At 44.6% G+C, this 23,546-nt stretch carries 28 protein-coding genes; 15 read left to right on the top strand and 13 right to left on the bottom strand.

The genetic code is table 11. The features are described from left to right. Window position 1: 1 nt before the first annotated feature. The 3 genes from V1358_RS08270 to queC all read right to left on the bottom strand — a co-directional run bounded on the left by V1358_RS08270 (window position 2) and on the right by queC (window position 2,369). A complete protein-coding gene (locus V1358_RS08270) occupies window positions 2-1,345 on the bottom strand; it encodes a diguanylate cyclase domain-containing protein (RefSeq protein WP_347393195.1) in 1,344 nt (447 codons plus the stop codon). 25 nt (window positions 1,346-1,370) lie between these two features. Beyond that, complete coding sequence (locus V1358_RS08265) at window positions 1,371-1,559, bottom strand: hypothetical protein (protein WP_347390080.1); 189 nt, start codon at window positions 1,557-1,559, stop codon at window positions 1,371-1,373. Between the two features lie 150 nt (window positions 1,560-1,709). After that, complete coding sequence (queC, locus tag V1358_RS08260; protein WP_347393194.1) at window positions 1,710-2,369, bottom strand: 7-cyano-7-deazaguanine synthase QueC; 660 nt, start codon at window positions 2,367-2,369, stop codon at window positions 1,710-1,712. A gap of 143 nt (window positions 2,370-2,512) precedes the next feature. On the opposite strand from queC, the gene queE reads away from it, so the two are divergent. Then, window positions 2,513-3,178 carry a 7-carboxy-7-deazaguanine synthase QueE gene (gene queE / locus V1358_RS08255; protein WP_347393193.1) on the top strand — a complete coding sequence of 222 codons (666 nt, stop codon included), beginning with the start codon at window positions 2,513-2,515 and terminating at the stop codon, window positions 3,176-3,178. Window positions 3,179-3,229: 51 nt separating this feature from the next. On the opposite strand, the gene bcp is transcribed toward queE, so the two are convergent. Both bcp and V1358_RS08245 read right to left on the bottom strand, forming a co-directional pair. After that, the gene (gene bcp, locus V1358_RS08250) at window positions 3,230-3,703 is read right to left on the bottom strand and encodes a thioredoxin-dependent thiol peroxidase (RefSeq protein ID WP_347390077.1); all 474 of its coding nucleotides are present in this window, start codon (window positions 3,701-3,703) and stop codon (window positions 3,230-3,232) included. A 10-nt stretch (window positions 3,704-3,713) separates the two neighbouring features. Continuing rightward, window positions 3,714-4,247: a glycine cleavage system transcriptional repressor gene (locus V1358_RS08245; protein WP_347390076.1), complete on the bottom strand. Its 534-nt coding sequence runs from the start codon at window positions 4,245-4,247 to the stop codon at window positions 3,714-3,716. A 337-nt stretch (window positions 4,248-4,584) separates the two neighbouring features. Here V1358_RS08245 and bamC point away from each other — a divergent pair, with 337 nt between their 5' ends. Then, window positions 4,585-5,643: an NlpB/DapX family lipoprotein gene (bamC, locus tag V1358_RS08240; protein ID WP_347393192.1), complete on the top strand. Its 1,059-nt coding sequence runs from the start codon at window positions 4,585-4,587 to the stop codon at window positions 5,641-5,643. Between the two features lie 105 nt (window positions 5,644-5,748). Next, complete coding sequence (locus V1358_RS08235) at window positions 5,749-7,113, top strand: YjiH family protein (RefSeq protein ID WP_347393191.1); 1,365 nt, start codon at window positions 5,749-5,751, stop codon at window positions 7,111-7,113. On the opposite strand, the gene V1358_RS08230 is transcribed toward V1358_RS08235, so the two are convergent. After that, complete coding sequence (locus V1358_RS08230) at window positions 7,110-7,298, bottom strand: DUF2897 family protein (protein WP_347390073.1); 189 nt, start codon at window positions 7,296-7,298, stop codon at window positions 7,110-7,112. The two genes, V1358_RS08235 and V1358_RS08230, sit on opposite strands and share 4 nt — an antisense overlap. A 106-nt stretch (window positions 7,299-7,404) precedes the next feature. On the opposite strand from V1358_RS08230, the gene V1358_RS08225 reads away from it, so the two are divergent. Further along, window positions 7,405-8,742, top strand: coding sequence for an ankyrin repeat domain-containing protein (locus tag V1358_RS08225; RefSeq protein WP_347390072.1), 1,338 nt, complete (start codon window positions 7,405-7,407; stop codon window positions 8,740-8,742). A 126-nt stretch (window positions 8,743-8,868) separates the two neighbouring features. Here V1358_RS08225 and V1358_RS08220 read toward each other — a convergent pair whose 3' ends face one another. From V1358_RS08220 to V1358_RS08200, 5 genes are all read right to left on the bottom strand, one after another. Beyond that, entirely contained in the window at window positions 8,869-9,318 is a 450-nt protein-coding gene (locus V1358_RS08220; RefSeq protein WP_347393190.1) for a DUF2069 domain-containing protein, read from the bottom strand. Continuing rightward, the gene (gene wrbA / locus V1358_RS08215; protein WP_347390070.1) at window positions 9,311-9,862 is read right to left on the bottom strand and encodes an NAD(P)H:quinone oxidoreductase; all 552 of its coding nucleotides are present in this window, start codon (window positions 9,860-9,862) and stop codon (window positions 9,311-9,313) included. The genes V1358_RS08220 and wrbA overlap by 8 nt, the downstream gene beginning before the upstream one ends. After that, window positions 9,862-10,209, bottom strand: coding sequence for an arsenate reductase (glutaredoxin) (gene arsC / locus V1358_RS08210; RefSeq protein WP_347390069.1), 348 nt, complete (start codon window positions 10,207-10,209; stop codon window positions 9,862-9,864). Before arsC ends, wrbA begins: the two co-directional genes overlap by 1 nt. Before the next feature lie 149 nt (window positions 10,210-10,358). Then, the gene (gene bepA / locus V1358_RS08205) at window positions 10,359-11,804 is read right to left on the bottom strand and encodes a beta-barrel assembly-enhancing protease (protein WP_347390068.1); all 1,446 of its coding nucleotides are present in this window, start codon (window positions 11,802-11,804) and stop codon (window positions 10,359-10,361) included. Between the two features lies 1 nt (window position 11,805). Next, the gene (locus V1358_RS08200; protein WP_347390067.1) at window positions 11,806-12,477 is read right to left on the bottom strand and encodes a hypothetical protein; all 672 of its coding nucleotides are present in this window, start codon (window positions 12,475-12,477) and stop codon (window positions 11,806-11,808) included. A gap of 95 nt (window positions 12,478-12,572) precedes the next feature. Between V1358_RS08200 and V1358_RS08195 the strand changes: the two genes are divergently transcribed. From V1358_RS08195 to V1358_RS08160, 8 genes are all read left to right on the top strand, one after another. After that, window positions 12,573-12,875: a hypothetical protein gene (locus V1358_RS08195; protein WP_347390066.1), complete on the top strand. Its 303-nt coding sequence runs from the start codon at window positions 12,573-12,575 to the stop codon at window positions 12,873-12,875. Further along, window positions 12,868-13,944, top strand: a complete 1,077-nt coding sequence (locus tag V1358_RS08190; RefSeq protein ID WP_347390065.1) for an AI-2E family transporter — start codon at window positions 12,868-12,870, stop codon at window positions 13,942-13,944. Before V1358_RS08195 ends, V1358_RS08190 begins: the two co-directional genes overlap by 8 nt. 116 nt (window positions 13,945-14,060) lie before the next feature. Beyond that, window positions 14,061-16,301 (top strand): aminotransferase class V-fold PLP-dependent enzyme, encoded by a 2,241-nt coding sequence (locus V1358_RS08185; RefSeq protein ID WP_347393189.1) that lies wholly within the window; start codon window positions 14,061-14,063, stop codon window positions 16,299-16,301. A 76-nt stretch (window positions 16,302-16,377) separates the two neighbouring features. Continuing rightward, a complete protein-coding gene (locus V1358_RS08180) occupies window positions 16,378-16,875 on the top strand; it encodes a GNAT family N-acetyltransferase (protein WP_347393188.1) in 498 nt (165 codons plus the stop codon). A 132-nt stretch (window positions 16,876-17,007) separates the two neighbouring features. Then, on the top strand, window positions 17,008-18,357 hold the full coding sequence (locus tag V1358_RS08175; protein ID WP_347393187.1) for an AlkA N-terminal domain-containing protein: 1,350 nt from the start codon (window positions 17,008-17,010) through the stop codon (window positions 18,355-18,357). Next, window positions 18,354-18,830, top strand: coding sequence for a methylated-DNA--[protein]-cysteine S-methyltransferase (locus V1358_RS08170; RefSeq protein ID WP_347393186.1), 477 nt, complete (start codon window positions 18,354-18,356; stop codon window positions 18,828-18,830). The genes V1358_RS08175 and V1358_RS08170 overlap by 4 nt, the downstream gene beginning before the upstream one ends. Window positions 18,831-18,855: 25 nt before the next feature. After that, a complete protein-coding gene (locus V1358_RS08165; protein ID WP_347393185.1) occupies window positions 18,856-19,653 on the top strand; it encodes a transporter substrate-binding domain-containing protein in 798 nt (265 codons plus the stop codon). Between the two features lie 88 nt (window positions 19,654-19,741). Further along, window positions 19,742-20,338 (top strand): thymidine kinase, encoded by a 597-nt coding sequence (locus tag V1358_RS08160; protein ID WP_347393184.1) that lies wholly within the window; start codon window positions 19,742-19,744, stop codon window positions 20,336-20,338. On the opposite strand, the gene rlmF is transcribed toward V1358_RS08160, so the two are convergent. After that, window positions 20,330-21,259 (bottom strand): 23S rRNA (adenine(1618)-N(6))-methyltransferase RlmF, encoded by a 930-nt coding sequence (gene rlmF, locus V1358_RS08155; RefSeq protein ID WP_347393479.1) that lies wholly within the window; start codon window positions 21,257-21,259, stop codon window positions 20,330-20,332. The two genes, V1358_RS08160 and rlmF, sit on opposite strands and share 9 nt — an antisense overlap. Window positions 21,260-21,379: 120 nt before the next feature. Between rlmF and V1358_RS08150 the strand changes: the two genes are divergently transcribed. From V1358_RS08150 to V1358_RS08140, 3 genes are all read left to right on the top strand, one after another. Continuing rightward, a complete protein-coding gene (locus V1358_RS08150) occupies window positions 21,380-21,643 on the top strand; it encodes a hypothetical protein (protein WP_347390058.1) in 264 nt (87 codons plus the stop codon). Between the two features lie 65 nt (window positions 21,644-21,708). Next, a complete protein-coding gene (locus tag V1358_RS08145) occupies window positions 21,709-22,431 on the top strand; it encodes an SIMPL domain-containing protein (protein ID WP_347393183.1) in 723 nt (240 codons plus the stop codon). A 187-nt stretch (window positions 22,432-22,618) separates the two neighbouring features. Next, window positions 22,619-22,987: a VOC family protein gene (locus V1358_RS08140; protein WP_347390056.1), complete on the top strand. Its 369-nt coding sequence runs from the start codon at window positions 22,619-22,621 to the stop codon at window positions 22,985-22,987. A gap of 200 nt (window positions 22,988-23,187) precedes the next feature. On the opposite strand, the gene V1358_RS08135 is transcribed toward V1358_RS08140, so the two are convergent. Next, window positions 23,188-23,487, bottom strand: coding sequence for a hypothetical protein (locus tag V1358_RS08135; RefSeq protein ID WP_239407994.1), 300 nt, complete (start codon window positions 23,485-23,487; stop codon window positions 23,188-23,190). Window positions 23,488-23,546 lie beyond the last annotated feature (59 nt).

The following is a 23,546-nucleotide window of genomic DNA, read 5'->3' as shown; positions in this document are numbered from 1 at the left end:
ATTAGTTAGCGGCAGACTTTTGTCGCCGCTTATCCTCATACATACGCATATCGGCTTCACTCAGCAGATTCTCTAAATCCAGCGTTAATTCGCTGTTGCAGCTGTAACCAAAGCTCAGTGACGCATACACTTCATGGCCTTTAAAGTGCAAAGGGGTAGTTTGCATATGCTTTCTGAGTTTTTCGACGATAGCCTGCACTTGCTCTTCATCAGCTACGCGATGCAATAAAATCAAAAATTCATCACCACCTAGGCGAGCGACTATGTCTGTGTCTCTGAGTTGTTCGTCTAATTCGTGCGCGACATGGACTAGCAAGGCGTCGCCGGTGTCATGTCCGTAATTGTCGTTTACTGCCTTAAAGTCATTGAGGTCGATATTGATAATGGCAAAATGTTTGGTCGCTTTTGAATTTTTGGTCAAGTGTTGCAAGCGTTGCATAATAGAACGGCGGTTAGCCAAATGCGTGAGATCGTCTTGCATCGATGTTTCTTTTACCAAGTAATAGGCGCGCGCTAGTGACAGAATCGAGAAATAGAGAATGAGGCTCACAGTGGCACCGAGCAAACGGATTGTACCCGCATGCGAGAGAGCTCGTTCGCTTTTGCCAAATTTAGCTGCCAGTGCCCATTGGCCGTTGGGTATTTGCACGTTAAGTATGGTGTCGGCATTGGTGAAGGTATTTTCTTCACCGAAAAACAACTGGCCATCTATGCCCTGACCGTCAACACCTTTTAAGCCATAAGTGATATTGTCTTGCTGATCCAGTTCTAGAGATTGATATAAGCTATTGATATCTAGAACTATACTTAGCGTGCCCCAATACGTATCCGTATTCGTCACGTCTGTGAACAAGGGGTAGCGAACTATCAGTGCCGTGCCACCTTGCACCAGCTCAAGAGGGCCAGCAATAAAAACACTTTTCGACAAACGCGCTTTTTCTACAGTAGCCAATTGTTCTTCATTGGTGCGGTAGTCGAAACCGATGGCGCGTTCATTGCCTTCAAATGGGTGCACATATTGAATTACGTTATTGGGTGCTAAGGCTATATTTCTGACTAGATTTGAATTTTCTGTCAAAGCGGCGGTGATATTGTGCCAGTTCTTAATAATGAAATCTTGGTCGAGATTGGCAATTATGACGATGCTATTGGCAGCAAACACTTCTTGAAACACGGCGGTTTCTATCTTTGCTCGCATCAATGCAACTTGTTTGGCGAGATACTCTTGCTCTTCGGCACTCTCTTTTTGTTGATAGAGATTCGAAAAAAACTCGACGATAAATATAGACGCACTGATATACAGTACACTCAAAACCAACAGCAAATGTTTTGATCTAATTTTCATTATCGACGCGCTTTATTAGCCATTATTATAAGTTACTAATTTCTTGCTCTACGCTAAAACCCTTGTCGGTCACGATGGCTTCTAACACCTGTACGCGTTCTTTTAACGCTGTGCACTGTTGTTGAAGAGACGAAAAGTTTTCTGTTACTTGCGTTTGTTGTTCGGTTATTTCTTGCAACTGCTGTGCATATTTGTTGCGCGCATTTAAACTCACTAAGCACACAACCACACAAACAATAATGAGCAGTAATATCAGGTATATAAGCATATTCTTAACTAATTAAGCAATTTAATCTTAAGTATAACTGCTAAATGTAGTTGAGCCACTGGATGAGGGCCAGTGGCTATAAAGGTATGGGGTTGCTTAGGCTTCGTAGGGGAGAGGGTCAGTGGCTTTATTTAACGCGAACGCTTCTAAACGCTCTTGGCAGGCACCACATTTACCACAGGCTTTCTCGCGACCGTTGTAGCATGTCCACGTTTGGCTGTAGTCCAGACCCATTTCTAAACCGTCAGTTAGAATGTCGATTTTGTTGTTATCAAGATAAGGGCAGACAATTTCTACTTCATCATAGTTCGCGATGCGGCACACATCATCCATCTTTTTAACGAACTCTGGGCGACAATCTGGGTATATTGCATGATCACCGGAATGGGCACCATAAAACACTTTTGATGCCTTTAATGACACGGCATAGCCCACAGCAAGAGAAAGCAATATCATATTACGGTTAGGCACTATGGTGCTCTTCATGCTTTCTTCTTCGTAATGACCTTCAGGCACATCGATGTCGTCGGTCAGTGATGATCCACCAATAAGCTGATTAATCGCTGAGATATCGACGATTTTGTGATTAACGCCGAGGTCTTCACACACTGACTTGGCTACTTCGAGCTCTTTTACATGGCGTTGACCATAATTGAATGATAGTGCATAGACTTCGTGGCCTTGGCGAAGTGCTTTATTCAGCACGGTAAATGAATCCATGCCACCTGAGTATATTACAACGACCTTTTCTGCCATTTGTCTGTTAGCCTTATAATCATCAATAGAGGTTTACGTTAGGGCGCGGTATACTACAAGGTTTGTGGCCAGATCACAATTTTTCACCGTTTTCGCGGTTGTTGTGAATCGTCGATATACAGTTTTAGCAGTAGGTTAGATTTTTGTACCAAATTAACGAAATATTTGAAACCATCCAAGGTGAAGCCAGTTACACCGGCACACCAGCAATATTTGTTCGCCTGCAAGGTTGTCCTGTGGGTTGTGCATGGTGTGACACTAAACAAACGTGGGAAGCGAAGGACACCTTTATTGTGTCGCTTGAGCAAACTTTGGAAAAAAAGGCTGACTCAGAGCATTGGGCCAACGCATCAGCCGAGGAAGTGCTAGCGGTATTTAATGCCCGTGGCTACAACGCCAAACACGTTGTTATTACCGGTGGCGAGCCATGTCTGTTTGATTTGGTGCCGTTATGCGAGTTGTTACATAACAATGGCTACACCACCCAAATTGAAACCAGTGGCACATTTGAAATTAAAGCACCTGCACAAACTTGGGTTACGGTATCGCCAAAGATTAACATGCGCGGTGGCTATGAAGTGCTAGCAAGCGCTATGCAACGAGCAGATGAAATCAAGCACCCAGTTGCGATGCAAAAGCACATCGACGAACTCGAAGCTTTGTTCGAAGCGACGGGGGTAACTCCAGAGTTAGTGTACTTACAGCCTATTAGTCAAAAAGCCAAAGCGACGAAATTGGCGATAGATACCTGTATCAAGAAAAACTGGCGTTTATCTGTTCAAGTGCACAAATACATTGGCATTAACTAGCCCTGCTATTTATTTTTGGTACAAAAAAAGCGGCTATAAGCCGCTTTCTTGTTAGTTATTCTCGGTTAAGTAGTCAATAACTACTTGGTGATGGTCTTTAGTTTTAAACTTGTTGAACACATGTTTTACCTTACCATCTTGTGAGATTAAGAAGCTGATGCGGTGAATACCGTCATACTCTTTACCCATGAACTTCTTCAAGCCCCAGACACCAAAGTCATCTGCTACTTTGTGATCTTCATCACTGAGTAGTTGGAAATTGAGCTCTTTTTTGGTTTCAAAGTTCTTTAGCTTTTTAACCGGATCTGGACTGATACCCACGGCAACTGTGTTCAATTTTGCCAGTTCAGCTTTGTGGTCACGAAGCTGCTCTGCTTGAACTGTGCAGCCAGGTGTTAACGCTTTCGGATAAAAGTACACAAGCACTTGCTGGTTTTTCAACAAGGCTTCAAGGCTTACGCTCTCGCCGTTTTGATCTTCAAGGGTAAACATTGGCGCATTATCGCCTGCTTGCAAGGTATTCATAACGAGTTCCTTATCTGATTCTTCTAAAGATATAGTCGATTTCTAAGCGCTGTGACAGAGCCTCGAAAGAAACTTTGAAGGCATCAATGTCGAGCTCTTGAGGAACATTAAACTCTAATTCACAACGCATTTGAATTGTGTTTTCTTGCTCATAAGTATCAGACTTTAATGAGCAAATGCTGATGTTGTGTTCAGCAAAGTAGCCGGTGATCTGGCTCAGGGTCCCGGGGGTGTCGATACCGACATACTCAAGTGTATATCCACCACCAAACTGCTCTTCAGTATGCGAAGAAGTGCGCTTCATCATAGTGAGAAGGCCCAATTCCATACCTTTATTTGGTAGTAAATGCTCAACGCGGCTAATTGCGGCCATATCACCGTTAAGCAACATAATAAACGTAAGCTCGTTACCTAAAATAGCGATACGGCTGTCGGTAATATTACAATGACAGTCACTGACCAATTGTGTCAAAGCGCTGACCACGCCGGCCTGATCTTCACCAATTGCTGTGATCACTAATTGTTGTTTGGCCAGTTCGACCATTGAGGCACCCTTATTACGAGAAAACAATCTGTTGGCCGCGCAGTGTAGCATATTTGCAGTTTTAAAGCGCAACTTTTGCCGAAGTTCAGGTTTATCGCCTTTTGTGCTGAGACATTCTTGTTTTTACACCCATGTAAAAGTACCATAGCTAAAACTTTTGACCCACTGCGAGTGTACACGCTGCGGTGGATTGGGTGTCGATATACAGAGTTTTACGCTTTTGTCAGAAACAAACGCTGATAAAGTGGGCATTAAGTTGCATCTGACACTGAACCAATTACGACTCACCGACTCAAAGTCCGTACAATAATAAGGGTGAGTATAGGAGAATTACAACGTGCAGTATTGGATCCCTAAAGCATTGATGTTAAGTGCCTTAGTAACTTTAAGTGGATGCGGCATTTTCACCAACGACGCGCATCACAAACGTAACTATCAAGCAAACAAACCAGTAATTATTCCTGAGGGACTCGATGCTCCGCGCCAAGACCCAACGTATACGATGGACGTGGCGACATACGATAACAGCGAAGAAGCAAAAGCGGTTAAGCCGCCAATGCAGGTCATGCCAGTTGCCCAAGGTAGTTGGATTGAAGAAAACGACAAAGAAGTGCGCGTTTACTTCGATAAAAATGATGGCATCGAAGATCTGAGCGACTTTATTTTTGGCTCAGTTGAAGCTGTTTTCCAAGACTACAATATTAACGCGGTGAATGCGGATAAGGCCAATGGCACAATTGAAAGCGATTGGTTATCTATCGTACGAGTAGAAGAAGGTTGGTTGTGGGACGACGAAATCGTTGCTGAACAACGTTACAAGTACATCATCGAAGAGAAAGAACACCAACGCACGGCCGCCCTCAAAGCACAGCTTGTTGATTATCGCTCTGAGACTGTGCCGTTAACTCCGCTGTTACAGCAACGACTAGAAACACGAGCTTTGAACGCGGCGATTGCCGAATTTGATTACCGTTATCGTCAACTTCAAGTGGACTTGCGCCAACGTCAGGGCGTTATTTCTCTTGAGCTTGGTTTTGACAATAAAGGCAATGCAGCGCTGATGACCGAGCAAAGTTCAGACGTCGTATTTGAGCGTTTCAGCAATTTCCTTGAGCGCCTTCAATTCACAATTATCGAAGTGGACCAAGGCAAGGGCACTATTTTAGCTGATTATGAAAAGCCTGAAAGCAGTGTATGGGACTCTATTTGGGGTGAAGACACCATGCAATTGCCACTGGAAAATGGTCAATATCAAATTGTTGTGAGCCCTGCGCAAGCCGGTGGCACCAGCATTACATGGATGGATAAAAACGGCGAAGTACTTGAGCCGGGAACTATGAACGACTTGCAACAAGCGCTGGTTGCCGCGTTGCGTACGCGAGGCGTTCAAATTTAGTGTCCAATTAATGATGAAAAAAGGGAAAGGGTGTGGGCTCTTTTCCTTTTTTGTTTTTGAGGCATTTTGTACATCCAGCATTATAACGAAAATAAGTAAATAACTATGACAACAAGCCAGCCCCGTTCGATGGTCAGTACGTTACTGACATTCATTATCCCGTCACTCATAGGTGTGTTCTTATTCATGATCCCTATCCCATGGGATGGCCAGATAAAGATCACCGTGGCAATTCTTGCGGATATGCTGCGCCAGTCAGTTGCGCCTTTCTCTAACACCTTGCTGTTAATCATCATCAGCATCACTGCAATCATGTCGTTGTTGATGACTGTGGTTCAACCCAAGGCATTGTTTGAAAAGCCATTACTGAGACACTTGTTTGTCGTGACACCGACTTGGTTAGTGGTGCGCTTGATTGGTATGGTGTTTGTGGTCATGACCTATTTCGAAATCGGTCACGAAGCGATTTACTCTGACGCAACGGGTGCGTTTGTATTGGTTGAACTACTGCCACTGCTACTTAGCGTGTTTATCCTCGCAGGTTTTTTACTGCCTCTACTGTTAAATTTTGGTTTGCTTGAACTAGTGGGCACCTTATTCACTAAAATCATGCACCCGCTATTTGGTGTGCCTGGTCGAAGTGCAGTGAACTGTGCGGCATCATGGTTAGGTGATGGCAGTGTCGGTATCTTAATGACCGCTCGTCAATACGAAGAAAAACACTATACACAAAAAGAAGCGGCTATTATCGGCACCACCTTTTCTGCGGTATCAATTACTTTTTGTTTCGTGGTAATTGGTCAAGTGGGGTTAGAGCATTTGTTCGCACCTTTCTATCTAACGGTGTGTTTGGCTGGAGTTGTGTGTGCGTTGATTTTACCGCGCATTCCACCTTTGAGCTTGAAAAAGCATGTGTATATTGATGGTGATACACAAAGCCACGACAATGAATCAGTGCCTGAGAACAAGGGCCTATGGCGCCAGTCACTGGATATGGCGTTAGATAAGGCCAGACATGCAAAAGGTGTAAAAGGCACGGTCGAAGAAGGTATGCACAACGCCTTAGACATGGTCTTCGCTGTGTTGCCTGTGGTTATGGCTGTAGGTACGTTTGCTTTGCTTATTTCAGAGCACACACCTGTGTTCCAGTGGTTAGGTAAACCTTTTATTCCTTACCTTGAATTTTTAGGTGTCCCAGAAGCTGTCAAAGCATCTGAAACCATCGTGGTTGGATTTGCTGACATGTTCATTCCATCGATTTTGGCAGCATCAAACATCGACAGTGAAGTGACGCGTTTCATTATTGCGGCGATGAGTGTTACTCAGCTTATTTATATGTCGGAAGTGGGCGCTTTACTACTTGGAAGTAAGATCCCCGTGAATATTTTCGAGTTATTTGTCATTTTTATTTTAAGAACATTGATTAGCCTCCCGATTATCACTTTGATGGCTAATTGGCTGGTGGCTTAATTATCTTCACCAGATTCTGATTTCTCATTGCGCGCCTTCTCTTCAAGGTTGCGCTTTGCTTTTTCGATAGGATCTTGGTTAAACTTTTTGAAGTCCATTTTTGCCGAATATTTTAACAGCGCGATATTGCTCCAAATTACGCCAAGCACAAGGGCTATGATTAGGATGATATGCCAAGTTTGCATTGCAGTGTCCGTTAATATTAAGTGAAGGGTAAGGGAGCGCCCTTTATAACTGAGTTTATCGTTGCGACGCAACTTTTAGAACGATTTAGTGGAGTCTTCACAGTTAATGGAAAAGGTACTCATCTGGCCGGAACAATACCCGTTATTACTCAAAGGGCTCATTGAGCAAAACGGCGCCTTCATTCTCGATGCTCTTGAAGCATGGCCAACCTGCAGTACAAGGATCGAAGAAAATGTAAGTAGCACCACGCTGCCACCCATTTATTATTTGATCTGGCTACAACCTCGTGAGCCGTTTGAAGAATGCACTTTCCAGCACATCAGTGATTTCAACGAACAGGCTTTACATTATATCCAAGCTGCAAAAGAATATTTTGTTAGCAATAACTATACAGCTGAGCAGATCAGTGAGTTATTACTGGAACGTTTAGCTCAGTACGCGGATATCAACGCACAAATAACCATTGAATCGCCTCTGTCACTGGCGCGATTGCTGTTTGAACAGCGCTACTTTTCTCTGCTGGAAATGCTACTTGAACGACAAGTAAAACTCAGCAGCCAAGATATTCTGACGCTTTGGCAAGAAGTTGATTTCAGAAATAAGTTTGCGCCATTTTTACCGCAATGTGCTGCTGACCTTGAGAGTTTGTTGGATGACACCAAAACGGAGCTGGTCAATGGCAATGACTGTTTTACGCTTTTACAAACAATCTCAGAAGAGGGCAACCTCCAGCTGTTGCTTGAACAGGCTTTGTTGTCGCATTTGCAAAGTGAGCAAGCTAAACAAAGTATGGCGCTGCGCTTTATAGAGCAGGGTGCCAATGGCTCGATCGCTAATGCACAAGGGCAAACATCGCTAATGTTGGCTGCCGAACAGGGTTTTGTCAGCGTGGTTGAAGCCCTCCTAAAAGAAACGGCTATTGATGCTAAAGACAGTAACGGAAATAACGCATTGCACTATGCTGTGGATGCAGACAATACCCAGTGTCTTTCATTACTGCTTCGTGCAGGAGCGAACTTCCATGCTAAAAATAACGATGGTTTGAGCTGTTATCGCTATGCAGTAGAGCGTAATCGCAAAGCATTGGTGCGACTCATGGAACGAGAGTTTGGCATTAAGGAACTTTCTCCCGAAGGGCAATACATGCGCATAGCTAAAGTGCACGCACTACACGCTATCGTGATGCTTCTTCTGCCTATGCAACTGTTCTTCTTTTTTGATGACAGCATCGAGTTCAAAAGTGAATTAACACTGCTGTTTACCTTGCTTTCAGTCGTGGCTATTTTCTTTGCCATTAGTTTGAAGCGTTGTGCGCTATACCCGCATATTCGCCACCCCTTTGGGCTGGGTTTGTTGCGCTTTGGCTCTATGATGTCATTGATAGCGCAAATTGCATTGTTAAGCGTAGTGGCGCTGGCATTTATTAGTCAGTTGGGAGCGTAACCGCGGTACTTCCCTAAGAAAGAGAAAATAGTCTCAAAAGAAATGATGAAATTGGGATAAGAAAAAACGCCGAATAGTGATATTCGGCGTTTTTATTGGTTACATAGTAAGGCGCAGCTAACGAGTTCAATCGTCTTTATGCTGGCGGTGGTATTCCTGTGCGGCTTTTTCATTAGCTAAATCATCTTTTAATTTACCTACTTTTAAGCCGAGTTCTTGACCACGATGGCGAGCATAGTATGTGCAGCCAATAAACATGCACGATGCAAGAATCAGTTCTAATACCACCCATAGGCGTTCATCTGGACTAACCCACAGTAGGGTAAGACCATGGATGAAGTAGATCATGACTATAAAGTTTGCCCATGCATAAGTGTAAGGTTTGTCTTGAATAATGCCCTTAAGTGGCAACAACAGCGGTACTATGTATAAACAGAAGGTAAAAGCAAAGCTGTAATCGTCTCTTGGTGAGAGCACAAACAGCCATAAAGGCATCAAAATCAACAAACCAAAGTAGCCAACAAGTGCAGCCACCTGAAAACGTTTGGTTATGGGTTTTTTAGCTGTATTAGTCATTTAACTTTCTCGCTAAATTTGCCAGCCGCTTACCGAGGGCTTGGCAAATTTGTTTTTCTTCATTGCTTAATTGGGCGTTGTTATCCAAACCAGAAACGTGGCTTGCGCCGTAAGGAGCGCCACCTGTCGTTGTTGCGTTGAGCGCAGGTACGTCATAAGGCACGCCTACAATCACCATGCCGTGGTGTAAAAGCGGTAAGCTCAAATTCAATAACGTTGCTTCATTACCACCGTGCATGCTGCTCGTTGAAGTAAATACGCACGCTGGCTTGTCGATAAGCTCACCACGTAGCCACACATCGCTGCTTTGCTCCCAAAACAGCTTCGCTTGTGAGGCCATTGAGCCGAATCGTGTTGGGGTGCCAAATGCCAAGGCTGAGCACTTAGCTAATTCATCTTTTGATGCTTTAGGGTGTGCACCATCATCGCTTACACAACGTAGCCATACATCTGTGCCAGTTGCTTCTATGCTATCGGCAATTTCTTCGGCCAGTGCTTTAACACTGCCACTGCGGCTGTGGTAAAGCACTAAAACAGGTGTCATTAAATGAGCTCCAGAGCATTTTCAGGTGGGCGACCTAATACTGCTTTATCGCCTTTAACTACGATTGGGCGCTCAATTAGTTTTGGATTGGCGTGCATCGCATTAAGTAGTGCTTGCTCGTCATTTTCATTTTTAAGGTCGAGTTCTTTATAGATGTCTTCTTTGGTGCGCATAAGTTCGCGTGCAGAGCCAAAACCCAACTTTTTAACCAGTTCGGCGAGTTCAGCTGCGCTGGGTGTGTCATCTAGGTATTTAACTACTTCTACATTTGCACCTTTTTCTTCGATAAGCTCGAGGGTTTGGCGAGACTTTGAACAACGTGGGTTGTGATAAATCACTAAAGACATAAAACTTCCTTAATTTCTTACAGTAGCGGTAGTTTAAAAGATAGTAAGGGTAAAAGGTAGTGTTGGCGCAAAACAGCACCGCTGAACACGAAAAAGGAAGCTCATTGCTTCCTTTTCTAACTTGCATCCGCGATATTACATCCGTGATATTACATCCGTGCCAACTCTTTTTGCATGGCGCGGTATTGGGCGAGTAATGCTTTTAGGCGCTTTTGTTTAATCGCTTCATCGGGCTCAATAAAGTTGAGGGCCTTTTGCACTTCATCTGCCGCTTTCATGTAGGCGCCCACTTGCGCCATCAAATCGGCATTGGCTTCGTGATACGCCGCTTTGTCGTCTTGTTGTTTATAGGTATCTGTCAGTAGTTGCTTCGCTAAGAAATGATCCGGCTTTTCCAGTGCGAAACTACGTAATAGGTCTTTTGCCAAATCATATTGCTTGGCCTCGATAGCAGCATGGGCGTAGTTTAGTGTGACGACTTGATTATTAGGGCGTAACTGATGAAACGGCGCTAAATACTCAACTGCTTTTTGTGGTTGGCCTAAACCAACGTAATAATCGGTTAGGGTATCAAGATAGAATAAGTTATCAGGAGAAGCGTCTAATAAGTCATCAAGTAAGGGCTTAGCCTCTTTGTATTTCTTTTGGTCGATTAAGGTAAGCGCTAAGCCATAACGCAGCGCAGAGGTATCACCGAAGCTGTTATGTTTTAATAATTTTCTAAATTCATTCTCGGCATGTTCACTGTCGCTGCCATAGCGAGCAATTATGCGTGCCTTAGCTAATTGGAAAGACAAGCTATCAGTATATTGGCGCGATTCATATTGCTGAGCACGTAAGCGTACATCGCTGACACGGCTTTGCGGCAACGGGTGGGTCAGTAAAAATACAGGGGGTTTTTGTTTGTAGCGTAATTGCGCTGACAACTTTGTTAAAAACTCGCCGGACTCTTTAGGGTCAAATCCTGCGTCATAGAGCGTGCGCATACCGATTCTATCTGCTTCTTGCTCAGCGCCGCGACTATGAGTGAGTTGGCTTAACGCCGATTGTGTTTGCGTACCAGAAATAATGGCTAAACCCGCATCAGGTGAAACCAAGGTCGCCAGTAAACCGGCAATCATACCAGCGATGGTTAACCCCGAGTTATCCTGCTGTTGTTGCAATCGACGAGCTAAGTGACGCTGAGTTACGTGTGCTATTTCGTGGCCGATAACGGACGCCAATTGACTCTCATTGTCCGCTTGCGCAATTAACCCTGTATGCACGCCGACGTGGCCGCCATAAAAAGCAAAGGCGTTTATTTCTGGATTGTTAATTAGGAAAAACGAGAATGGAAAACGCACATCATTGGCATGTGATACTAAGGTATTGCCGAGCGTACTTAAGTATTCGTTGAGTACAGGGTCGTCTACCACGGGCGAGGTGCCCCGGACTTGCATCATCATGACCTCACCGATAGCGCGTTCTTTTTCTAGCGGTAAAGCCTGCAGTGCGGAAGTGCCTAAATCTGGTAACTCAAAATTGCTTTTTGCTTGTGCCGGTATAAACGTTGTGCTCAACATAACACAGCACAACAGCATACGTTTAAATAGCATATTATTCCTTGCGATACGGGTCGTCGTCTATTTGGATCATGCGCGAAATCGCCAGATCGAAGTCCTGCTTTCCTTGGTTCTTCTCGCACATGTGGTAGAACTCTTTGATTGAGACACCACTAAAGCTGCGAACGTTCACTTCATTTCGTAATAAATCCACCGTATTGTGGACAACTTTATGGGCGTGCAGAATGAGCGCTTTATCAGCATCATCGCCATTGCTGAAATAGAATGCAATAAACTTATGCAACTGACCAATGCGGATCACATTTTCCATGGTCGCAGGTTCCCATACATCAAACTCCATCTTTGGGTCATCGCGAGTGTAATGCTTTACTGGCTTGTCACCATCGTAAGCGAATGCTTTTAGCTCATAGCCTCGCTCGGTAAACATTTGTTGAAGACCAATATGCGGTTTGTTATCACAGCGAATAATACCATTGTCATCAGCTTGGCCGCCGAGTGCTTTTAAGTTCCAGTTACGTTTGTCCAAAATACGTTTAATAGCCGTATCAAAGCCGTGCTCTAACAGGTTTTCGGACTCGCTTAAGCTTTGAGACACCATGTGATAAAACGGTGGTAACTCGCCCCAATTTAACTGTTTCTTATACCAGTTTATTTCCTTTAGTGTGGGGTTGGCTGGAAGCTTCGCGCGAGTGTGCGATGTCGCCATATAATTCTTCCTATAATTCCACCAAGCTCTTATAAGGATAAACGAATGTCGTAATCCTTTTAAGTATTTTTAAGGTATTATAGTTGGTATAGCAAATGAGGTTACAATATAAGAGGTTGTTACCTCTTAAAAAAATTGCATATCAGCAAGATTATCCGGGTAATATGGAAAAATCAGATTTAACGAGTTTTAAATGCCCAGAGCTTTTTGTGCGTTTTAAATTGGCGCTAATTGCTGCGCAAAAACAAGGACTTGCCATTGAGTTCACCTTGGCGAAACAAGAAAGTGCGAGCGTGAACGATATTCAGCGCTACTTAAAGGCGCGACAAGTATCCTATAAATTAATAGAACAAGAAAAAAACGTAACAATTACAGTGGAGACAGTTGCCTGTGTTTGAATTTGTGCGCTCGTGGTATCAACGTAAATTCTCTGATCCGCATTCAGTAACGCTGCTGCTGCTATTATTGTGTGCGTTTGCAGCATTGTATTTTTTCGGCGCGTTGTTAATGCCGGTGCTGGTTGCCATCGTCATAGCTTACTTGCTTGATTGGCCGGTACTGCGTTTAGAGCGGGTCGGCTTTTCGCGCACTATTGCCACTATTATTGTCATGAGCGTGTTCTGCTCCACCGCAATTGGGATCATCTTCGGGTTTGGTCCAATACTGTGGCAACAAACGACTAATTTATTACAGGAAGCGCCAACGATGTTGGAGCAAGGGAAATATTACTTGCTTCATCTGCCTGAAGACTACCCCACACTGATCACCCAAGAACAAGTTCAGTCAATTGTTGCCAGTGTTGAAACGAAGGCGGTGGAGTTTGGTCAGTTGGTGGTATCTGTGTCACTTACCTCGCTTAAAGACGTCGTCGCATGGTTGATTTATCTGGTGCTAGTACCGCTGTTAGTGTTCTTTATGCTCAAAGACAAAATCCAGTTGGTAAACAGCGTCAGCGCGTTGTTACCGAATCAGCGTCGCCTTATCCAGCAAGTGTGGCAGGAGATGAATCAGCAAATCATGAACTACATCCGTGGCAAAGTGTTTGAAATTGTCATTGTCGGTGGCGTGTCGTTCGTTGTGTTCACTGTGTTTGGCTTGCGTTATGCGGCTCTATTGGGGGTGTTGGTTGGGTTGTCAGTCTTGATCCCATTTATCGGGGCTGCACTTGTTACAATTCCGGTTGCTGCGGTGGCCTTGTTCCAGTTTGGTTTAAGCAGCGAATTCTGGAGTGTGTTGGTTGCTTACGGCATCATTCAAGCGCTTGATGGCAACGTGTTAGTGCCTTTATTGTTCTCTGAAGCAGTGGATTTAAATCCTGTCTTTATCATTACCGCCGTGCTGTTTTTTGGTGGTTTATGGGGTTTTTGGGGCGTATTTTTCGCAATCCCGTTGGCATCCCTAGTACGTGCGCTGGCTAATGCCTGGTCTTCTAAATTAGAAGACAGTGGAGACAGTGCAACCACCTAACCTATAGAAGAAAAGCTGATAAAAGCATTTTTGGTGCTAACAAATCGGTATTAATGACGCTGGGCACAATTGTGTACAATGGTTATAAGTTATAGCTTTTTGTAATATAGAGTCTTATGTCCCAGCGTTTTTTCACTCAGACTAGTCAAGATCTTGTATACCTTGATGCCAATGCAACGACCCCTGTGTTGCCACGCATCGCTGATGTTGTTTCTCATACCATGCGAGTGTGCTTTGGTAATCCCTCAAGTTCACATATCACCGGTGTACAAGCTAAGTATCTACTTGAACAAACGCGTGCCAAAGCGCGACAGGTCATAGGCGCAAAGCAGGGCGATATTCTATTCACATCAGGAGCGACGGAAGGCATACAAACTGCAGTTGTTTCTACCTTATTGGCAAAACGTCACCTAGCGACATCAAATAGCGTATTGCTTTATGGCGCCACTGAACACAAAGCTGTACCTAATACCTTAAAACACTGGAATGATGTGCTTGGGCTTGGCGCACAAGTATTAGCTATTCCGGTGGACGAAAATGGCCTTCTCGACGAGCAATTTATTGCTGAACACGTCGGTAGAGCCTTGATGATTTGTACCATGGCGGTAAACAATGAAACTGGCGTTTATCAGAACCTTCAGCAACTTGAGCAGGTCATCCGCGAACATAACAAAGATGTAAGCTGGATGGTTGACTGCGTACAAGCGCTAGGCAAGCAAGCGCTGGCTCTGAGCGACACCACCATCGATTACGCCCCATTCTCTGGTCACAAACTGTACGCGCCCAAAGGCATTGGCTTTTTATACATTCGCGAAAACAGCCCGTACACACCCTTTATTGCCGGTGGTGGACAAGAAAGCGGCATGCGCTCGGGCACAGAGAACCTCCCGGGTATTGCCGGTCTTTACGAATTATTTGATTTGTTGCTGGATAAAACCTCAGACGTATTTAAACCTGTAGAGACTTTGCACGGTTATCGCCAGCAGCTGATCACCGCACTGGAAAACACCTTTGGAGACATTACGTTTAATGCTCCTTTGTCTGGTACGGTGCCAACAACATTAAACTTCTGTGTGAACAGTCTCACTTCCAAAGAGGTGATGGACTTGTTCGATGCCGCGGGGATTCGCGTGAGCGGTGGCTCGGCGTGTAGCTCTGGTGCATCGCGCAGTTTCGTTTTGGATGCGATGAATGCGAGCGATTGGCAAAGTGAAAATGCCATTCGCATGTCCTTTGGCCCAGCAGCCACTGAACAAGATATTGCTTTGGCGTGCGAGCGTATTTGTGCGCTGAAACCAGTTCTTGCTAATAACTGCTTGATCGTATCTGATGCGGCGCAACCTGAGCATGAAGTATGCGCGTTGGGTCTGACGCAATTGCGCCACCAGGGTAGTTGTTGTTGGTTGTATGTTGCACCGAACAATGACGCGGTAATTATCGACCCTGTTGTTGAGCTAGTGCCTCGTTTAGTGCGCCTTGTGTCTCAACAACAGTTACATGTAAAAGCCGTATTAGAAACCCACAAGCATCAAGACAAAGACTCTGCGCGTGCATTGCTCAGCACTCGTTTGTCTTTAGCCGATAACGGTGACGAACTAGGCTGGCCGGGTGCCCCGATCAGCCTAGGCGCGCAAACCCTTGCACGTATCGCTACACCTGGACACAGCGCTGATAGTCACAGTTATGTGTTACGTCACGGCGAGCATGTAACGGCTTGCTTCTGCGGTGATTTATTCATATTCAGTGGTTTGGGTAGTACACAATTTGAAGATGCAGACACGGTACAAATGGCTGAATCTATTCGTACTTTAGCTGCGACGCTAAGTGATGATTCTGTTATTTGTCCTGCACATGATTACGAGCAATGTTTTGCACTAACATGGTCTGCACAATTACAAGCAACACCTCTTGTGCAACAGCTGCTTAATGAGCAAGTTTCTGATCAAGAATTTGTCGCGCAAAAAGCAAAAATGGACGAACAGCTGATCACTGATTGTGGTGCGCTGTGTGGTTTTAGTTTGGTTGCAAAACAGGAAAATGCACAACAACTGACGGTTGAGCAAGTGCAACAGATGCTTGAAGATGAACAGCACCCAACCATGGTATTAGACGTCCGTGAACCGTATGAACATGGCGCTAAAGATATTCGCTCTTTGTTTAACGTTAACGACGGGCAATTATTGAACGTGCCTTTGAGCCGACTTGCAAATGCGTTTTTCTCGCATCAGTTATCACCGCAGACACGTTATGTGTTGATCTGTAGAACAGGTAACCGCTCAGGTCAGGCTATCAATAACTTGAAGTCTCTTGGTTTTGATAACGTGTATAACTTGCAAGGTGGTCTTGCCCTTGTATGATGGTGAGTTACACCAATCGACTTAACTATTTAAGTCGATTGGTATTAATTTAATTTGCTACATCCAAGGAACCAATATGAGCCAAGTATACATTCGTGATGCGGTCATTAATGATGTGCCGTTGATTTATCAGTTTATCAATGCACTCGCAGTATATGAGAAAGAACCCGATGCTGTTGTTGCAACTGAGGCGGATATTGAACGCACCTTGTTTTCAGAAGGGGCTACCGCGCATAGCGTAATATGCTTCGACAGTGATGCGCATGATGCTCAAGCAATTGGCTTTGCGGTGTATTTCTACAACTACTCAACGTGGCTTGGCCGTAATGGTTTGTATTTAGAAGACTTGTTTGTCAACGAAGATCAACGCGGCAAAGGCGCAGGTAAAGCACTGATGCAGTTCCTTGCGCGACGAGCGGTTGAAAAACAGTGTGGGCGTTTTGAGTGGGTTGTGCTTGATTGGAACAAACCAGCGATAGATTTTTATCACAGTATTGGCGCAAAACCGCAGGATGAATGGATCATCTACCGTTTAGATGGCGACGAACTACAGCAATTCGCCGAACAAAAATAAGACTTACCTACTTGAGTGCCGAGCTTGTCTCGGCATTTTTCATTTCTTTGCACTATTGAGTGCAAAATCCGGCTAGTGTTGTGCTGCAAATGCGCTAAGCTGGCGCTATAAAAGATTACTTCACTGAGATTTATGTTTGCTGATTCAATCTGTCAAACTGCACGCCTAAGCAGAGATAAGCGCTTTGATGGCTTGTTTTATGTGGCTGTTCGCAGCACTGGCATTTATTGCCGACCTATTTGTCCGGCGCCACCTGCCAAAGAAAGTAATGTGCAGTATTTCGAGCATGCGCACCAAGCGAGCCAAGCTGGCTTTCGCCCGTGTTTGCGGTGCCGACCTGACGCCAGCCCCGGCAGTTACCCTTGGTTGGGAGCGCAAACAACCGCATTACGCGCTAAGCAACTTATCGATCAGGGTCACTTTAGTAACGGTGATGCACAGCAACTCAGTGACCGACTCGGTGTGTCATCTAGTTATTTGAATCAACTATTTAAGCGCCATTATGGTATCGCACCCGGGCAATATGCCTTGTTTAACCAGTGCCAGTTTGCCAAACAACTGCTGCAACAAACGAATTTAAAAATTGCCGATATTGCCTTTGCGTCTGGCTTCAATAGTGTGCGCCGATTCAACGATGCATTTAAAAAGACACTGCAGCTAACGCCCAGCGAAATTAGAAAAACACACAAGCAAAGCGCTGAGAACATTCGTTTGTTTCTCAGTGTTCGCCCACCATTTAATTGGCCGGCGATGTTGGCGTTTCTGGCTAAACGTGTAATTACTCCGTTGGAATGGGTAGGGGATAACCTATACGGGCGCACCTTTACCTTTCGAGATAGTAAAGGTCAATTTGAAGTACGTTTCGATGACGACAAACAGGGCTTTTGGGTCGATATCACGCTGGATAATTGGCAGCACCTGCAAGGAGTGGTTGCTAATATCCGCCGCATTTTGGATGTAGATGCCGACAGCCAAGTTATTAATGCGCAGATTGAGAAGGCGCTAGATAAACGGTGTGAGCTGGTCCAAGGATTAAGGTTGCCTGGCATTTGGGACCCTTATGAAGCAGGCATTAGAGCTGTTTTAGGGCAGCAAGTCAGCGTTGCTGCAGCGCGTGAACTATGCACCTTATTAGTGAAGCAACTTGGCGAAAACGGCCACTATTTTCCCACGCCCACAGTTGTCGCCCAAGACGAACTGGCGTTTTTTAAAATGCCAGCAAGACGTAAGCAAGCAATCAAGGACCTGAGTGCATTTGTAGTGGAACATGGTTGCGACAACTTAGACGATTGGTTGGTGATTAAAGGGATAGGACCGTGGACGGTGGATTACGCCAAAATGAGAGGAACCAGTGATCCTGATATCTATTTGGGTGGCGACTTGGGAGTCAAAAAAGCACTCAACGCTGTTGAGAATTTCGATGCTCTTAAAGCGTCACCATTTCGCTCCTATTTAACATTTCAACTTTGGCAAAAACTATGACTACCTATCAACAAATAATGGAAACACCACTCGGCGATTTGGTAATTCAGGCTACAGCTCAAGGCCTCACTTATGTGGGATTTGATGCATCACGCTTTTTGCCCAAATGCACTGAGAAAAACGCAATGACAAAGCTCGGCCATACACAACTGAGCGAATACTTTGCAGGGCAGCGCCAACAATTCAGTGTGCCGCTGGATGTAAAGGGCACAGCCTTTCAGGCTCAAGTGTGGGGTGCATTAGCGGACATCGGATTTGGCCAAACACACAGTTATTCAGATATTGCCCTCACCATTAATAATCCCAAATCGGTGCGTGCTGTGGGCTCTGCGAATGGCCGCAATCCGATCAGCATTATCGTGCCATGTCATCGCGTAATTGGCAGTAACGGTACATTAACTGGCTATGCAGGAGGACTTGAGCGTAAACAGTGGTTGTTACAGTTCGAACAAGCTATACTCAATCGTCAATGAATAAGGTACAAAGGGTGAGTATGCTGTGAGCAAGATTGTTACTTGGCTGATTATAATAAGTGCATGTATCTACGCGTGTAATTCTGTTGCCGCGCCATTGGATATTCGTTTGTGTTACGAAGATAAAGAAGTGATTCCATTCTACCTTGGTGAGGGAGAGCAAGTACCTAGCAATAATCCAGGTGCCAATATCGATATTTTGTATGCATTAGAAAAAAAATCTGACGTAAAATTTTCCTTCGTCCGCCGCCCATGGATGCGCTGTTGGGAGATGTTAGAGCGCCAAGAGGCGGATGCTGTAATCGCCAGTTTTCGCGGCCATCGCATTGATCAACTCAATTACCCGATGAAAGATGGGAAACTCGATACCTCCCGCTCATTGGCACAAGTGGGTAACTGTTTTATTGGTACGCAATTATTTCATGAGTATTGGCGCAAAAAACACGTAACTGAAAACCAGCCTCTCTCTGTTGCTGTGCCCAACGGCTATGCCATTGCTGAAAAGTTGGAAAGTGAACCTTTGCTACTGCACACTGTTTTTTCACCCAAAGATGGCTATCGTTTACTGAAAAACGACCGAGTGCATGCAGTCATGGGGGTGTGCCAAGTGAATGGCCGCAATGTGTATGCTGATCAAAGTGGTATTGAAGGGGTAAGCCCAATATATCCGCCTTTTGAACAGTTGCATGGTTACATTGCGGTAACGCCACAGTTCTACAAAATGCACCAACCGCGTATCGAAGCTCTGTGGGACAGTGTGGCAGAGCAAGACAGCACGGATATGTATTTGCGTTACCTATTTATGACTACGCTGTATAAATAGAGATGTGTCATGCTAAGCAGGAGTGAGCATATGACTTTACTCCATGCATAGTGTAAGCTTGGCTCGCGCTTTTTTAACAAGAATTCCCATGGCACAGTTATATTTCTACTACTCGGCGATGAATGCCGGAAAATCAACAACCTTATTGCAGTCTGCGTTTAACTACCGTGAGCGTGGTATGCGCCCAATGATCATGACCGCAGCAATTGACGATCGCGCAGGCGTTGGTAAAGTGGCATCACGCATTGGTTTGCAAGCTGACGCGTTTATTTTTGATGACCAATCCGATGTATTTTCCCTTGTTGAGCGTCAACACAAAGAAGAGCCATTGCATTGTGTGCTGGTGGATGAAAGCCAATTTTTATCCAAGCAGCAAGTTATGCAACTTACTGAAGTTGTTGACAAATTAGGTGTTCCTGTATTGTGTTACGGGTTGAGAACCGACTTCCTTGGTGAATTGTTTGTGGGCTCGCAATATCTGCTGGCGTGGGCAGACAAACTTATAGAGTTGAAAACTGTGTGTCACTGTGGCCGCAAAGCCAATCATGTACTTCGTTATGACAGTGAAGGTAACGCGGTGGCCAGTGGTGACCAAGTGCAAATTGGTGGCAATGAGCGCTATGTTTCAGTGTGCCGCGCACACTACAAAGAAGCACTCAATAGCGAACAGGGGCAACTAGCCTAATAGACTCTCCAGTGCGTGAGTGCGTTGTTGTTGGTCCATGAAACTCCAAGCGATAAAGCGACTGACTTTTTGTCCTTGATTCATGGCCACAACCTCAACCTGTGCTGCGCCTGCTTTGCGCAAGCAAGCTTTTAGAGGGCGCTCATTTTCCTTTTTAGAGACCAAGCAGGTAAACCAAATTACTTGCTCCGCAAAATGTGTACTCTCGAGAATCATGTTGCGAACAAACGCGAACTCGCCGCCTTCACACCACAATTCATTGTTGCGTCCGCCAAAATTCAATTGACTGCTTTGCTCACCTTTTAAGTTTCGCCACTTGCGCTGTGAACCTGCTTTGGCACTTTGTTCACTATCGTGGAAGGGTGGGTTGCACATGGTTGCCACTAAGGTGTCTTGTGCTTTGATAATACCGTCGAAGTAACGTGTAGGTTGTTTTTGCTGAACCACTTTGATTGCCAAGCCGTTGAGTTGCACAAGCTGTTTAGCGAGTTTTATCGATTGTGTATCAATATCGCTTGCCAAAAATTGCCAATCAAATAAGGCATTGCCCAGTATCGGATATATGAGCGAGCCTCCAGTACCTACGTCCATCACGCGCACTTTTCGCTGGCTAATATTCAACGAAGTATCTTTACTGATCAAATCGTGCAAATGGTGTAAATAGTCTGCGCGGCCCGGAACCGGTGGGCATAAAAAGCCAGCGGGTAAATCCCATATCGCTACATTGTAATGATGCTTTAATAGCGCCTGATTAAGCGTTTTTAAGGCAACAGGATCACTAAAATTGATGGTGTCTTTACCATCTGGACGCTGCACAAGAAATGCTTCAAGGCTGGGCAAAGATTTACATAAAGCGTTGAAGTCGTATCCGTTTATATGGCAGTTATTTGGGTGCAAAAGGCTTTCTCTAAAGGCAATAATAAGGTAAGTATAAGGGATTGCCTCAGAGGTTTATAGCTGCTTGGCATTCATGCCTAGCGGTGTAATCTCTGTGAGCGGGGAAATCAAAGCTACAACGACTCAACATACAAAGGAAAAATAATGACAAATAACACGGAAGAAAAACAAGCAGCCATCACCAAAAAAATGATGAAAGTGCAATTTATAGGTGCGCCAGGGTCAATATTATTTGGCCTAGGTCTGTACGGTGTTTTTGCCGCTAACGGCGATGCCTTCATCGACTTTTTGAATGATGAGCGAAACTGCTACGCCATGATTGGTGTTGGTGGCGCAATTATGCTTTGGGAAGCATATACCATTTTTAAGCTTGGTCGTCAGCGCAAAGCACTGAAAAACGTTGATTAAATTCCAATAGTTATTTCGCCATCAATCAGGAGCGAAGACGTCGCTCCTGAGCACACGGAGCGTCCATGAAATACATATCCATCATTGCGTTGCTTGCCTTTTCCTGTGCATCAATTGCAAATAATAGCTTACCCAATAATCGCCATATTGCCGTGACAGGGACGGCGCAACTTGAAGCAAAGCCTGACTTGGCAGTGGTCCAGTTTGAAGTACAGAGCCTCAAAGCCAAGAGTATTGATGCTAAAAAGGATGTTGATAATAGAGTAAATGACTTCTTAGCGGGTTTGAGTCGTTTTGCTATTAATGAAGACAATGTATCGGCGTCGAGCCTTTCAACACAGCCTCTTTATACCTATGACGACAATGACAAACAGCAACTAGAGGGGTATTCAGCGAATAGACGTTTGAAGGTCACCCTAGGTGATTTGACCAAGTTAAACGACCTGATGGATTTTGCCTTAAGCGTGCGCATTGATGAAATAGAGAGTGTTACGCTCAAATCCTCCGATGAAGATGCCATCAAAGATGAAGTGAACGCGTTGGCAGTTAAAAATGCCAAGGACAAGGGAACATCGTTGGCGAACGCTTTCGGTGCGAAGCTCGGGCATATTTACAGCATTAACTCAAATTCAAATAACAGTTACTACAGGTATGGTGCGAACAGCGATATAGAGCGTATTGAAGTAACCGGCTCAAGAATGAAAAGTAAGGAGCCTGGGCGTTATTTGCAAGAGAACATTGTGTTTACCTCGACAATCAATGTGGTGTTCGACTTGGTCATAAACTAAGTCATGCTTTAATGTTACGCGATAGGCGCTGCTATGAAACGCAGCCATCGGTTACTGAATTGCGTGTAGTGGGGGCTTGATTGCAATTAGCTTATCCAATGATCACATTGAGATGGTAAAGGCAATTTACTACTGATAGCTGTTGGCGAAGAAGGCCCAACGCCAATGCTCAATAGGGGAGAATAACATGGCAAAGATTACTGGGTTAGGTGGCGTATTCTACGTAGTGAGTGATGTAGAAGCGACAAAGAAATGGTATCGAGAAAAACTGGGTATAGATGGCGATTATGGCCCGCAATTAAGTTGGACAGAAGAGCAAGGCGACAACCCATACTCCCTCATTAGCTATTTTAAAGACAATCAATACCTCAAACCGAGTGAGCATAATTTTATGATAAATCTGCGAGTGGATGACTTAGCCGGATTTATCGAATTAATTACCTCAAGGGGCGTTGAAGTACTTGATTCTGTTGACGAAGGATACGGGAAATTCGCATGGATACTGGACCCAAATGGCGTGAAGATTGAGCTTTGGGAGCAAGTCGAGTCGCCTTGATACGCATTACAAAACACTCTTATAACGAACTATATGCCCGCTTTTGCACCGAGATTAGAAATATAGGGCCAAAAGATTCTTGATACCCGCAATTGATAGTTTAAAAATGGCAGCAGTGAGCAAAAGCGGACGGCCAGAAAAACTCGTTTTTGCCCCAAAACGAGTGAATGCTCTAAGGCGGCTTAGAGTAAAACGGACTGTCACTCTCTAGCTAATCTAGGGAGGGCTTTTCTAATTCCTGCCAAGATGTTGCTCCAACCAATACGCTTTTTCCAAAGCTTTCCGTCGACCAAAACTTTATAACAATCGATCCGATCAGTTTTATAAAGTTCAAGCTTATGAGTAATGGGTTCACCACTATCGTAATCGGTGATTTCGATTATTCTTCTTAGTTCAGGAATATTTTGTGGCTCTACAAAGCTTTCTTGTTCTATATCAAATTTTCGATTAGTGTATGATTTACGATAATTTTTTGAAGCTTTATTAGTTTGTCTATACATAGGTAATCTCCTACCTTACAAGGTAGCATACCTTGCAAGGTCTCACTAATAAGCTGTTA

Origin of the sequence: Pseudoalteromonas pernae, assembly GCF_039831865.1 — a bacterium.
Classification (GTDB): Bacteria; Pseudomonadota; Gammaproteobacteria; order Enterobacterales; family Alteromonadaceae; genus Pseudoalteromonas; species Pseudoalteromonas pernae.
This window is presented reverse-complemented; position numbering and strand designations above follow the sequence as displayed.

Bases quoted from the DNA above. Each gene is read 5' to 3' on its own strand.
- V1358_RS08270 (WP_347393195.1), bottom strand. From the start codon at position 1,345: ATGAAAATTAGATCAAAACATTTGCTGTTGGTTTTGAGTGTACTGTAT.
- queC (WP_347393194.1), bottom strand. From the start codon at position 2,369: ATGGCAGAAAAGGTCGTTGTAATATACTCAGGTGGCATGGATTCATTT.
- bcp (WP_347390077.1), bottom strand. From the start codon at position 3,703: ATGAATACCTTGCAAGCAGGCGATAATGCGCCAATGTTTACCCTTGAA.
- V1358_RS08245 (WP_347390076.1), bottom strand. From the start codon at position 4,247: ATGGTCGAACTGGCCAAACAACAATTAGTGATCACAGCAATTGGTGAA.
- V1358_RS08235 (WP_347393191.1), top strand. From the start codon at position 5,749: ATGACAACAAGCCAGCCCCGTTCGATGGTCAGTACGTTACTGACATTC.
- V1358_RS08230 (WP_347390073.1), bottom strand. From the start codon at position 7,298: ATGCAAACTTGGCATATCATCCTAATCATAGCCCTTGTGCTTGGCGTA.
- V1358_RS08225 (WP_347390072.1), top strand. From the start codon at position 7,405: ATGGAAAAGGTACTCATCTGGCCGGAACAATACCCGTTATTACTCAAA.
- V1358_RS08220 (WP_347393190.1), bottom strand. From the start codon at position 9,318: ATGACTAATACAGCTAAAAAACCCATAACCAAACGTTTTCAGGTGGCT.
- wrbA (WP_347390070.1), bottom strand. From the start codon at position 9,862: ATGACACCTGTTTTAGTGCTTTACCACAGCCGCAGTGGCAGTGTTAAA.
- arsC (WP_347390069.1), bottom strand. From the start codon at position 10,209: ATGTCTTTAGTGATTTATCACAACCCACGTTGTTCAAAGTCTCGCCAA.
- bepA (WP_347390068.1), bottom strand. From the start codon at position 11,804: ATGCTATTTAAACGTATGCTGTTGTGCTGTGTTATGTTGAGCACAACG.
- V1358_RS08200 (WP_347390067.1), bottom strand. From the start codon at position 12,477: ATGGCGACATCGCACACTCGCGCGAAGCTTCCAGCCAACCCCACACTA.
- V1358_RS08195 (WP_347390066.1), top strand. From the start codon at position 12,573: ATGAGGTTACAATATAAGAGGTTGTTACCTCTTAAAAAAATTGCATAT.
- V1358_RS08185 (WP_347393189.1), top strand. From the start codon at position 14,061: ATGTCCCAGCGTTTTTTCACTCAGACTAGTCAAGATCTTGTATACCTT.
- V1358_RS08180 (WP_347393188.1), top strand. From the start codon at position 16,378: ATGAGCCAAGTATACATTCGTGATGCGGTCATTAATGATGTGCCGTTG.
- V1358_RS08175 (WP_347393187.1), top strand. From the start codon at position 17,008: ATGTTTGCTGATTCAATCTGTCAAACTGCACGCCTAAGCAGAGATAAG.
- V1358_RS08170 (WP_347393186.1), top strand. From the start codon at position 18,354: ATGACTACCTATCAACAAATAATGGAAACACCACTCGGCGATTTGGTA.
- V1358_RS08160 (WP_347393184.1), top strand. From the start codon at position 19,742: ATGGCACAGTTATATTTCTACTACTCGGCGATGAATGCCGGAAAATCA.
- V1358_RS08150 (WP_347390058.1), top strand. From the start codon at position 21,380: ATGACAAATAACACGGAAGAAAAACAAGCAGCCATCACCAAAAAAATG.
- V1358_RS08145 (WP_347393183.1), top strand. From the start codon at position 21,709: ATGAAATACATATCCATCATTGCGTTGCTTGCCTTTTCCTGTGCATCA.
- V1358_RS08140 (WP_347390056.1), top strand. From the start codon at position 22,619: ATGGCAAAGATTACTGGGTTAGGTGGCGTATTCTACGTAGTGAGTGAT.
- V1358_RS08135 (WP_239407994.1), bottom strand. From the start codon at position 23,487: ATGTATAGACAAACTAATAAAGCTTCAAAAAATTATCGTAAATCATAC.